Raw genomic sequence first — 11,672 nt, 5'->3', positions numbered from 1 at the left:
AATGCTTTAGCAAAACTAAGCCTATACCGAAAAATTAAAGCAAAAATTCAACAATGGGCTAGCGACTTTCGGCAAGGGGATGCAGGCGAAAGACACTTTGAATCATTGCCCAAGCGGTCTTAATTTCAGGCACACGAATTTCATCCCATTGTCCCGGTTGGCAGTAGAGGTAGGGGATGAGACGACGGTGCTCTGCCAAGGATAGATCCACAAAGCGAATGCGCATTTCGACAGGGTTGCTGCTCGCCCCCTGCTGAAGTTGAATCAGGCGCTCCTGATCATGCCAGCGCAGCTCTGCCGAGAGCCATAGATCTGCGAGTTCGCTAGGAGGCAAGAGGCGAAATTGGGCACTGTAGGTTCGCAATCCCTGCGGTGAAGCATGGTTTTCCTGACAAGTGTCACAGCGGCGGATTTGTAAGCGGGCGCCCTCTTCAGAAATATCCACAGTTTGCCCGACATAGCGATCGCCCCCAACAATGAGTTCGCAGGGTTCAGTCCGCAGGAAGCGGGTAAAACGGCGCTGCGGTACATCAATGGCCACCAGCATACACACCAACAAAAGTGACAAATTATAGATTGACCAGACCATGTTCACCGCCAAACTATCGGGATTGACATTCGTCTCTTGAAGGGAAGAGCTGCGCCAAATCAAGCCCCCAATCGTCAAAAGGGCAATCACCAGCAGGGGGCGAATGAGTGGCCAATTAACATTGATGCGGTGGGGATCCACAATCCCCTTGGGCGTTACCTTAAACGTTTTGCCCCGCGGATTGATGAGGGTGCGAATCACCGTGATCGCCATCGGAAAGGCAATAATTGTTTCATAGACATCCGACCAAAAAGCGGAGCGGCGACCTTCGGTGAGCCATGAAAAGGCCATGATATTCCCCAGATAGTAGGGAAAGTAAAAGTAAAGAATCTCGTTCACCGTTGCTCGCAAGGGAGCAATACCAAAGAGCAAAAAGGCCAACGGTGCCAAAAGAAAGATCACCCGCGGAATGGAAAGAAACCAGTAGATGACACTCAAGGAATGGGAGAGGCGCTGCGTTAACCGCAGATTAGGGGCAGTGAAAAAGTTGCCCCCCAAAAAGAGCATTTGCAGTGTGCCCTGCCCCCAGCGCAGCCGTTGGTTAATGTAGGCACTAATCGTCTCCGGGGACATCCCCGCCGCCAAGGCTTCATTGAGGTATTTGACGCGATAGCCAAGGCTTTGCAGCTTAATGGTTGTCATGTAGTCTTCGGTGATACTGTCTGTGGGAATGCCACCAATTTCATCGAGGGCACGGCGGCGAATCACAAAACAGGTGCCACAGCACACCACAGAGTCCCAGTAATCGCGGCTGGGCTGAATAAAGCGGAAAAACAGCGTCTGCTCGTTGTTGAGAATCCCCTCTAGCCCTAGATTCACAGTCACTGGATCCTCATTGAAAAAGTGTTGGGGGGTCTGTACCATTGCCGTTTTCGCATCCTGGAAAAAACCCACCGTGCGGGTGAGAAAGTTGCGACTCGGCACAAAGTCCGCATCAAAGACGGCAATCAACTCCCCCGTGAGCGTGGGTAGAGCATGGTTAATGTTGCCAGCTTTGGCATGGCGGTTGTCGGGGCGATCGCGATATTCACAGCCCAGTTCTGCAGCTAGGGCACGCACCGCCGGCCGTCGGGTGTCGTCCAGCAAGTAGACGCGCTTGTGGGGATAGTCCATGGCTTGGCAGGCAATGACTGAACGCCGCAAAATATCCACCCCTTCGTTGTAGGTCGGTAAGATCACATCCACCCAAGGCAAATACTCCCCCCGAATCACGGCTTGACTCAGGCGATCGGCTGCGGGTGTGCGGTCAATGGAGAAAATACAGTGAAAGAAAAAGGCCACACTATTGAGAACTGTCAGCAATTCTGCCAAAAAGAGAACGACGGAGATCGTGCCATTGAGGGGATCATCCAAGTTGAGGCTATTCAACAGGCGCCAGAGTTCATAGCGAATCCCCAATAGGGCAAGACCCACACTGACAATCAGCCGTGACCAGAAGGTCGGTTTAGGGGAGAGTTCCTTTAGGAGAAACGTGATTGCCAACCAGACAAACGCCGGCAGCAGTAAAGCCTCAAGTGTGGTTCCTTGGGGGCGCATGATGGCTTGTCCGCCCTGCCAAAAACCGACAAGATTCGGTAGTAAATCCCGCCAGTTCACTTGCCACAGCAGTACCCCTAGGAGGGCGAGAATGCCTAAGAGCAAGAGCCAGCCATCGGCTTGCAACGACTTGAGGCGCATGATTTAGGTTCCAAACACCACTTCGACACTTTGACCCACACCACAGAAACGCTCAGCGGTTAAGTCCTCTGGTAGGTTGTAGAGTTGAACATCAACCGCCAGTTCATTGCGCACTAGATCGGGAGGGGGCACAGCCACATTTTCACCCACTTCGACTTTACCTGGCCCGCCGCGAATGGCACGGACAATCCCCGTTAGCCGGCGATCGCTCCCATCCAATAAGCGCACTGTTGCTTCCTGACCCACCCGCAGGCGAGGATTATCCCGCTCCGCCACCAAGCCCGTTGCCCAAACATCGCTACAGTCGAGAATTTTAACGATCGGATCCCCTGCGGTCAGGGGAATACCCAAATCCCCTGTTTTGTGGATCACTGACCAAACCACTGCGGTCGTCGGTACTTTCACGGGGGCAAGGCGTTGCAGGGAGAGTTGCTGTTTGATATTGGCAATTTCACGGCGTAGCTCGGCAATCGTTGTGGCCACTGCCAAAAGTTCAACATCAATATCAATCAGTTCAGTTTCTAAATCAATGAGACGGATTTGGGGAAAGCTAAAGGTACGCGAAGCATCCAGTTGCAATCCTTGGCGAGCCGCTTGTAGGGCTGTTTGTTGGCGGCGCAGTTCGGCCTGTTTACTCTCAACAAATTTCGCTGCTTGCTTGGCACGGGAAATGGCTTCATCGGCGAGTTGGCGCGCCACAGCCCCTGTTTCCACTAAGCTGGTATAGCGATCGGCTTCAATGCGGGCAATGGCCAGAGCTTCTTGGGCTTGGCGCAGTTCCCCTAGGGTACGCTGCACTGCCTCTTGGGCAAAGCGAACTTCAAGGGTTTGCTGACTCTGCTGATAGCGATCGAGTTGAGAAATCAGAGCCATACGGCTGTTGCGTTTCTGTTGCAGTCCCTGCTGCTGGGAAAGGGCGACATTGAGTCGAGTTTCAAGATTCTGGCGATCGGTTTCCAGTTGGGGATTGCGATCGTTGCGAATCGTCCCAATTTCCGTACCGGCATTCAGGCGTTCGCCGGGGCGCAAGTCTTCTAGGGTTAGGGTGCCGGGGATCGTGGCATAGAGGGTAATCACTGTGCCATTGAGGTAGCCGACACGACTGACCACATTGCGCTGTCGCCACCACAGGACATACACAGCTAAGCCAATGAGCGTCACCCCCAAGCCAATCCGCACTATCCGAAAAATGCGGCGCCGTTTCTCAGTTTGTGGGGGTTTGGTGGCAACTGCACGGGAAGATGATGAGGTATTCATATTCGGTTTTTCCACTGCCACAGCTCAGCAACATACTCAACAGAAAACCCATGCTCCTTTGCCCCTTGGAGAATTGTCTCTAAATAGTCGGCTGAAGGCCACAGGGTTTCATCAATAAAATCCTCCCCTGCCACATAAGTCAGAGCTGTTATCGCCTGACCCGTGGACGTTATGACTCTAACAAATTCATGGCGGTAATGTCCCCACTTAACACCTTCGTAAAAATCTAAGCGTTCAATGTCTGCTTCTGTGCAGCGATAAATCACACCCCAAACAGAACGGTGAGGATCAGGGACAACATTTGCTTTGCCAGTGCCATCATTACTGCGTTTATTGAACACAAGGCGATAGCCCCGCAGTTCAGCAACTTCAGCAGTGGGGACGGTACCGATGCGACGTTTTTTTTGGGCGGTACAGAGGTTGCTGCCGTAGGCAAAGTACCAGATACAGCCGTTGTCTAAAATATGGGAATCATCAAGGGGGAGTGATTCGGTCATCAAGCAGTTGAGGAATAGAGTTGGCGGTAAACTTCCATGAGGGCGATCGCCACCGAAGCCGAGAGATTCAAACTGCGCACCGCCGGCTGCCACATGGGAATTTTCAAAAAGGCGTCACAGGTCGCTAAGACTTCGGCGGGGATGCCATCGGGTTCGCTGCCAAAGATCAGCCAATCACTCTCAGCAAAGCTAAAGTCCCAGTAAATCTGTTGGGCTGAAGGCTCAAAGGCAATCAGACGCCCCCCGCTATGGGTGGTTTTGAGGAACGTCGGCCAGTCGGGGTGGCAGTGCAAGGTGACATAGGGCCAGTAATCAAGACCAGCTCGCTTGAGGTAGCGATCGCTGAGTTCAAAGCCCAAGGGTTCAATCAGATGCAGCGGTGTGTGGGTGGCAGCACAGGTGCGGGCAATATTGCCTGTATTCGGGGGAATTTGGGGATGGACAAGCACCACAGCAGGCATGGCGTTGAGTCGGTGGCAACTAGAGACTTAATCCGTTGTCGCCCGGCCACTGGGGGTTAAGCCGCGCCGTCCCTCTTCGCGGGCATAGGTTAAAAAGCGCTGTAGATGCTCTAAATGCTCAGAAGGGGGTAGGGTTGCTAATTGGGCGATCGCTTGGGCAAGGGGCAAGTCCCGCCGATAAAGAATCCGAAAGGCTTCCTTGAGGTTGCGCATTTCTGCCTCCGTCACCCCAGCTCTTTGCAGCCCCACTTGATTGAGGGCACGAACCCGCGCCGGATGACCTTCCACCAGCATATAGGGGGGCACATCCCGATCTACCCGTGCCATGGCTCCCACCATTGCCAAGCGACCAATATGGACAAACTGATGAATGCCCACCATACCGCCAATGCGAGCCTTTGATTCAATGCAAACATGGCCCGCGATCGAGGCCGCATTCGTAATTACCACCTGATCCTCAATCACACAATCATGGGCCACATGGACATAGGCCAGCAACAGATTGTGGTTACCAATAATTGTGGCATCCCCTTCGCCGTTGGCACGGTTGATCGTCACGAACTCGCGAATGGTGTTGTAATCCCCAATACGTAGGGCACTATTGGCACCCGTATATTTTTGATCCTGAGAAGCCGTGCCGATGATCGCTCCCGGAAAGATACGATTACCTACACCCACCTCCGTTGGCCCTTCAATAATCACGTGGGCACCAATTTCGGTATGGGCACCAACGCGCACCTGTTCACCAATCACGGCATAGGGGCCGACCCGAACTGTGGGATGTAGCTCGGCACTGGGATGAATGACAGCAGTAGGATGGATCAGTGTTTGCATCATTGATTGTGACTAGTCCACCAGCGAGAACATCATCTCGCCCTCACAGACCAATTGACCATTCACCTCAGCCCGTCCTTGCATTTTGCCGATGCGCTGCTGCTTGACAACAAGAAGCTCGGCCCGCAGGATTAACTGATCGCCGGGGACGACGGGACGGCGAAAGCGCACCTTATCAATGCCCGCAAACACGGAAAGCTTATCCTTTGCCCAGTTCATCTGCATCAGGACAACCCCTCCCACTTGGGCAAGGGCTTCCACAATGAGCACCCCCGGCATAATTGGGCGACCGGGAAAGTGCCCTTGGAAAAAGGGTTCGTTGATCGTGACGTTTTTCAGCCCCACGGCATACTTTTCTGGAACATAGTCAATGATCCGATCCACCAGCAGAAAGGGATAGCGATGGGGAAGCAACTGCTGAAGATCAGTAACCGTCAGCACAGTGGTGGGTGGGGAGTCAGTCAACGTTGGCATAGGGATAGGGGCCAGCTTCACATCAAAGACATACACAAATCATAGGGGAGAATGGTTGCCGACTAAACCATCTGTTGGGCGATCGCCCGTGCCAATTGGGTATGCAGATGATGACTCGCCCGATAGGCGACATAATGCGCGATGGGGGGTGTCCCTAGGAGGGCTAAATCTCCCCAAAGATCGAGTAATTTGTGGCGAACGGGTTCATCGGCAAAGCGTAACGGCGGGTTGACCCAACCACTGGCACTGCACACCAGAGCATTCTCTAAACTGCCCCCCTGAATCAGGCCTTGGCTGCGCAGATACTCCACTTGTTCAGCAAAACCAAAGGTACGGGCAGGGGCAACGGCCACCGCTAGTTCTGAAGGGGTAAAACTACACCACTGGCGACCAATCGCCGCATAGGGGAAGTCAATGCCATAGGTGAGGCGTAGCTCAGGAGCAGGAATGGCACTGACAAAGGCTGCTCCTTCGTAAATGGTGACAGGTTCCTTCAAGATGACTGCTGGCCGAGGAATCTCCTGAGGGACAACACCGACCCTTTGAATGCCTTCTAACCAAGGTTGCGCCGAGCCATCGAGCACCGGCACCTCAGAGCCTGTGATCTCAATCCTGACATTATCAATACCAGCGATCGCCAGCGCTGCCAAGAGATGTTCAACCGTGCGCACACTGGCGCCATTGGCGACCAACTCCGTTGCCAACTGAGTGGATTGAACCGCATCAATCTGAGCAGGAATCACGGGCTGTCTCTCCAGATCAAGGCGCACAAACTGTCGCCCCGTGTTGGCGGGTGAGGGTTTCAAGGTCACTTCAACTGATTGACCAGAATGCAAACCTACCCCTGACCATTGGGCAGCCTTTCCAAGAGTTTGCTGTGCAGTTGCAGTCGGTGCCGTTGGTACAGAGGTCGTTACCATGGGTATTTCTCCTAGAAGCGCTCGCCAATGCCAAAGCTGAAGGCACTGCCCCCTTCATTGTTCCAGCCAAAGTCAATGCGGATATTGCCTAGGGGGGTATTCACCCGCAGCCCTGCCCCGTAGCCTAGCCCCTCTCCGGGTTTACCGCGCACAATCCCCGGCTGACCGGGTACGCTGCGTTGGGTACCGAGCAAACTGGCTCCATCCACAAAGAGGGCGCCACCAACAATATTAAAAATGGGGAACCGATACTCTATTGTTCCTTGCACAAAGGCGCGCCCGGAGCCGATCGCCCCCTCTTCCCAACCACGTACTGAGTTAGCACCCCCAATCGTAAAGGATTCATAGGGAGGCAAATCGCCAAAAATGTTGCCCGCTTGGATATTGAAGGCAAGGGTTTGTGGCCCCTCAATGCGCAGAAACTTCACGGGGATATAGAAGCTATAACTGCCGCGCACCCGGTTCATTAAGATGTTGCCTGCCCCCACAGGGATTGACTGATCCACCCCTAAGCGAATCACCTGACCACTCGTTGGCCGCAGCGGATCATTGCGCAGGTCTCGCAGAATTGCCGCCTGCACCGTAAACAGGTCATTAAAACCACGGCAAACACCATTGTCTGGAAAGGTTAAGCAGTTGCCTGAAGCATCCGTATTAAAGCGGCTAAAACCACTGTCTAGGGAGGTAACCCGCTGATATTGCAGCCCCAAGGAACCGGTCCAAGCGGTGCGTATCTGATCCCGATCCTTCGTAAAGGGTCGCGTAAAGAAAACGGCACTCCCCAAGCGGTTAATCCGCGGAAAGTCACCATTGGGCAAGCGAACATCAATTGGGCCGTTGGTGAAGGTGGTGGGCACTGTCAGGCGGTTAAAGGCACTCACGGTGTAGGAGGTGCGATAGGGATCCCCCTTAATCCAAGGATCGGTAAAGTTAATGTCAAAGAGAAACTCCCCTTCCGTCCCCCCTTGGGCTTCAACACCAAATTTCCAGTTGCGACCAAAGAGGTTGTTTTGTTGGAATGCCACTGTGCCAAATAGCCCCGCAGCGGAACTATAGCCCGCCCCAGCAGAAATACTGCCCGTATTGCGCTCTTTGATATTCAAAATCAAGTTAACCTTGCGGGGATCTTGACCGGGTTCAAGGGCAACTTGCACATCCTCAAAGAGTCCCAATTCAAAAAGGCGTCGCAAATCTGCTTGCACGGTATTTTGGTTGAGAACCACGCCGGGCTGGGTGTCCATTTCACGGCTGATCACAAAGTCACGGGTACGCTGTTTTGTCGGCTCTCCTTCTTTATTCAGGAAGCGGTAGGTGACCTGTTCAACCACACCCTCAGCCACCTGCAATGTCACAACCCCATCGGGATCGACTTGGGGTGTACCAACCACCTGCCCCAAGATATAGCCATTGTCCCTATAGAACCGGTTGATTTGCTCAATGCCAGACTGTAGCTCTCTTAGATTGAGCGTGCGACCAATTTGCGGTGCAAAAATCTCGTTGACTTTTTCTGGGGTGAGCACTTGGTTGCCCGCTACTTGAACGGCTCGCAGTACTGGATAGGGGCGCACGACAAAGGTAATCCGCACACCGAGGGGAGTATCGCTGGGGACGGCATTGACATCAGCAAAAAAGCCCGTGGCAAAGATGGCGTTGGTATCCTCTTGTAGTTGCGTGCGGGTGGTGGTACTGCCAGGGCGAGTGCGAATGACTTGATACACCAATTGCTCAAGTTCGGGTGTGGCGCCTTCAACCACCACTTCGGCAATGAGAACTTGAGGTTCATCAGCGGGGGGCTGGCTCACAGGTGGCGGGGTGGGCGGTGCTGGGGTTGCTGCGGGAGGGCTTTCAGGCACAGGCTCTGCCGCTGGTGGCGTTGGGGATGCTGGAGTTTCCGCAGGTTGGTTTTCAGGCGGCGGGGCTTCTTGGCCACGACTGGGATGCAAAGAACCGAGGGCGATCGCCACGGTTGCCATTGCCACTGCTACCGTTTTCAGGGCAGCCCCCATTGGCTGCATTCGCACTGGCGAAAAAAGTTGGTTATTCACTGCTCACACCTAAAAAACAAATCGCGTCAACACAGCCAAACCCATTGGCATTCCTATAACAGTAGGTTAATGACTCAGAAGTGGCAATAAAAGTGCCCCTCTCTTTGCCTTTCCAACATTAGCCGTAATAGGCGGGTTCATTCCCCGCTTTCCACTTGATATTACAGCCGAGACTCGGTTTTTGATCTTCGCTGGGGGTTTGACCAGCTAACACGGCATCAATGGCTGCACGCAAGTCTTTCCCAGTCACCGGTAAGCCATTCTGGGGGCGGCTATCATCGAGCTGTCCACGATACACAAGCTTGCGATCGCCATCAAAGAGGAAGAAGTCGGGTGTACAGGCTGCCGTGTAAGCCTTGGCCGTTTCTTGGCTCTCGTCGTAACAAAGCGGAAATGTAAACCCTAGTTCAGTGGCCATCGCCTTCAGGGACTCTGGGGCATCATCGGGATAGTTGGCAGCGTCATTGGCACTAATGGCAACAATCCCTAAGTCTGTGTCTTTGTAGTCGCGCCCCAGCTTCGCCAGTTCCTCTTGGACGTGTTTTACGTAGGGGCAGTGGCGACAAATAAACATCACCAGTAGGGCTTTCTTATCGGCAAAGCGACTGAGGGAAATCGTTTGCCCACTCACCACATCGGGCAGCTGAAAATCGGGAGCAACAGTACCAAGGGCAAGCATCGTGGACTCTGTCCGCGCCATAAAACCTCCTGAGAACGCTGGCAAGAGTGTTACAAATAGCAATATCGTCCCTAGTGTACTCTGTTGCGATCGTTCCTCAAAGTGGTGAGAGGAGCAACTCCCCCAACGAACGCAAAAAGCAGCAAGATCACTCCTGCTTAGATATCATCGGTTTTAATTTTTGAGCACAGAGAAAAATTGCTTTAGCCAATATAGCTTTGACGGGAGACGTGCTTCTCAAAGGTGGCTTGGGTTTGATGGAGAAGTTGCTCGCGGCTGTCGCTGGTGTGTTTCAGGGCAGGCACCAAATTGCGCGCTTGGAGTGCCATGTGCAGTTGCAAATGGGCAACGTATTCGCTGAGGTCTTCGCGGAGTAGCGGATGACTTTGATGCACAGACACAGTGTTCTCCTTCAACTGATGGTTCAGTAGGCGTTCCATAGATCCTGTCAATCCCCAAAAGCGGTCATGTCAGGAATGGTGCGTTCAAACTGTTCGGCAGGGTGGGGTGCGTCACTTAACCCTTTTAGAGGTTAACATTTCTCAGGGAGGGTGTTGCGATTTGCAATCAACTGTAATGTTTTGCCAATACTTCACGATTCAGGGGGCAGGAAATGCGGTTACTCATTGCTAATGATGATGGGGTCTTTGCCCCCGGTATTCGGGCGTTAGCAGATACGCTGGCGATCGCTGGCCATGAAGTCGTGGTTGTGTGTCCGGATCGCGAACGCTCTGCTACAGGGCATAGCCTCACGGTCTTTGATCCGATTCGCGCCGAAGTCGTTAGCGATCGCTTTCACCCCAGTATTAAGGCGTGGGCCTGCTCCGGTACCCCCTCTGACTGTGTCAAACTCGCCCTTGGTGCCCTCCTAGAGGAACCCCCAGATTTTGTTGTTTCTGGGATTAACCAAGGCTCCAACCTCGGCACGGATATTCTTTACTCCGGCACGGTGTCTGCTGCCATGGAGGGGGTGATTGAGGGAATTCCCAGTATTGCCATTAGCCTCACCAGTTTCACAGTTCATGACTTTCAGCCAGCCGCTGACTTTGCCAGTCGTCTCCTCAAGGCGCTGGAAACCGCCCCCCTGCCCCCAAAGATGCTCCTCAATGTGAATGTACCGGCGCTGCCTGCCAGTGAAATTGCTGGCGTTGTCATTACACGACAGGGGATTCGGCGCTACCATGACCTGTTCCAGAAGCGCATTGACCCTCGCGGCAAAACCTACTACTGGCTCGCTGGTGAAGTGGTTGAAGAATATCCCCAAGACCCCAATCAAGCCCCCACGGATGTGGAAGCCATTGCCCAAAATCTGATTAGTATTACGCCGTTGACCTTTGATCTCACCTACGGTCAAGGGGTGCAGAGTTTAACCGAGTGGCTGCGCCAACCCACTGTACAGCCTCTATTCAATCTCTAGGATCACGGGTGCATGATCACTGGGCTTGGGTAAGCGCCGCGGGGCAATATCAATGTGACAGTTGCAGGCCCGGGCTTTGACAGCGGGGGTAAGGTAGAGGTGATCAATACGCCAGCCATGATTGCGGCGAAAGGCACCCGCCCGATAATCCCACCAAGAGTAGTGCCCAGGCTCCTCGGTAAAGTGGCGAAAGGCATCGTGGAAGCCAAGGTCGCGAATGGCCGCTAAAAGGTTGCGTTCGGCATCGGTGGCTCCCACTTTTGTGGCGCGATCGCTGGCATCAAAAAGGTCTTTATCTTCTGGGGCAATATTAAAATCACCACAGAGAATCACCTCCCCTTGGGCAGTGAGCTGCTCGAGATAGACATGGAGGGTTTTTAACCAGTGCAGCTTATAGTGGTATTTCTCACTGTCGTACTCTCCACCGTTGGGAATATAGACATTTACCAAGGTGACATCAGGAGCTAATTGGGCGCGAATCAGTCGTTTTTGCGTATCCAACTCACTGTGACTGGGTAATTGGGGGGCAAAGCCTGCTTCTACACCCGCAAGAGGCTGACGACTGAGAATGGCCACCCCGTTGTAGGCCTTTTGGCCACTACAATAAACTTGATACCCACGATCCAGAAAGGGCTGACGCGGGAACTCAGCATCTGTGACTTTGGTCTCTTGAAGACAGAGATAGTCCACTCCAGTGGTGTCTAACCAGTGGCACACATGGTCAAGGCGAGTGCGAATTGAGTTGACGTTCCAAGTAGCAATTTTTGGCATCGGTTGATTTCGGTCAAAGTGATTTGCCCAAACCGTTATAGGGGGCAGCAT

12 protein-coding genes are annotated in these 11,672 nt (G+C 53.4%); 1 reads left to right on the top strand and 11 read right to left on the bottom strand.

What is annotated here, in order from left to right:
• Positions 1–58: 58 nt before the first annotated feature.
• The 10 genes from RHJ80_RS11535 to RHJ80_RS11490 all read right to left on the bottom strand — a co-directional run bounded on the left by RHJ80_RS11535 (position 59) and on the right by RHJ80_RS11490 (position 9,873).
• Positions 59–2,266, bottom strand: a complete 2,208-nt coding sequence (locus tag RHJ80_RS11535; RefSeq protein ID WP_310801035.1) for a glycosyltransferase — start codon at positions 2,264–2,266, stop codon at positions 59–61.
• A 3-nt stretch (positions 2,267–2,269) separates the two neighbouring features.
• The gene (locus RHJ80_RS11530; protein ID WP_310801034.1) at positions 2,270–3,523 is read right to left on the bottom strand and encodes an HlyD family efflux transporter periplasmic adaptor subunit; all 1,254 of its coding nucleotides are present in this window, start codon (positions 3,521–3,523) and stop codon (positions 2,270–2,272) included.
• Positions 3,520–4,020 carry a gamma-glutamylcyclotransferase family protein gene (locus RHJ80_RS11525; RefSeq protein ID WP_310801033.1) on the bottom strand — a complete coding sequence of 167 codons (501 nt, stop codon included), beginning with the start codon at positions 4,018–4,020 and terminating at the stop codon, positions 3,520–3,522. The genes RHJ80_RS11530 and RHJ80_RS11525 overlap by 4 nt, the downstream gene beginning before the upstream one ends.
• The gene (locus tag RHJ80_RS11520) at positions 4,020–4,481 is read right to left on the bottom strand and encodes a tRNA (cytidine(34)-2'-O)-methyltransferase (protein ID WP_149819613.1); all 462 of its coding nucleotides are present in this window, start codon (positions 4,479–4,481) and stop codon (positions 4,020–4,022) included. The genes RHJ80_RS11525 and RHJ80_RS11520 overlap by 1 nt, the downstream gene beginning before the upstream one ends.
• Positions 4,482–4,508: 27 nt before the next feature.
• Positions 4,509–5,315, bottom strand: a complete 807-nt coding sequence (gene lpxA, locus RHJ80_RS11515; RefSeq protein WP_206201699.1) for an acyl-ACP--UDP-N-acetylglucosamine O-acyltransferase — start codon at positions 5,313–5,315, stop codon at positions 4,509–4,511.
• Between the two features lie 12 nt (positions 5,316–5,327).
• Positions 5,328–5,789, bottom strand: coding sequence for a 3-hydroxyacyl-ACP dehydratase FabZ (gene fabZ, locus RHJ80_RS11510; protein WP_149819609.1), 462 nt, complete (start codon positions 5,787–5,789; stop codon positions 5,328–5,330).
• A 62-nt stretch (positions 5,790–5,851) separates the two neighbouring features.
• On the bottom strand, positions 5,852–6,709 hold the full coding sequence (lpxC, locus tag RHJ80_RS11505; protein ID WP_302677502.1) for a UDP-3-O-acyl-N-acetylglucosamine deacetylase: 858 nt from the start codon (positions 6,707–6,709) through the stop codon (positions 5,852–5,854).
• Between the two features lie 11 nt (positions 6,710–6,720).
• On the bottom strand, positions 6,721–8,754 hold the full coding sequence (locus RHJ80_RS11500; RefSeq protein WP_206200280.1) for a BamA/TamA family outer membrane protein: 2,034 nt from the start codon (positions 8,752–8,754) through the stop codon (positions 6,721–6,723).
• A gap of 118 nt (positions 8,755–8,872) precedes the next feature.
• On the bottom strand, positions 8,873–9,454 hold the full coding sequence (locus RHJ80_RS11495; RefSeq protein WP_310801032.1) for a thioredoxin family protein: 582 nt from the start codon (positions 9,452–9,454) through the stop codon (positions 8,873–8,875).
• A 182-nt stretch (positions 9,455–9,636) separates the two neighbouring features.
• Complete coding sequence (locus RHJ80_RS11490) at positions 9,637–9,873, bottom strand: hypothetical protein (protein WP_149819600.1); 237 nt, start codon at positions 9,871–9,873, stop codon at positions 9,637–9,639.
• 173 nt (positions 9,874–10,046) lie between these two features.
• Between RHJ80_RS11490 and surE the strand changes: the two genes are divergently transcribed.
• A complete protein-coding gene (gene surE / locus RHJ80_RS11485) occupies positions 10,047–10,850 on the top strand; it encodes a 5'/3'-nucleotidase SurE (protein WP_206200278.1) in 804 nt (267 codons plus the stop codon).
• Here the strand turns inward: surE and xth are convergent.
• Positions 10,836–11,621 (bottom strand): exodeoxyribonuclease III, encoded by a 786-nt coding sequence (gene xth, locus RHJ80_RS11480; RefSeq protein WP_310743072.1) that lies wholly within the window; start codon positions 11,619–11,621, stop codon positions 10,836–10,838. The genes surE and xth overlap by 15 nt on opposite strands.
• Positions 11,622–11,672 lie beyond the last annotated feature (51 nt).

The sequence above is a fragment of the Thermosynechococcus sp. QS41 genome, assembly GCF_031583515.1.
Classification (GTDB): domain Bacteria; phylum Cyanobacteriota; class Cyanobacteriia; order Thermosynechococcales; family Thermosynechococcaceae; genus Thermosynechococcus.
Note: the sequence above shows the minus strand (reverse complement) of the source record. Positions and strands in the feature narration are given on the sequence as shown.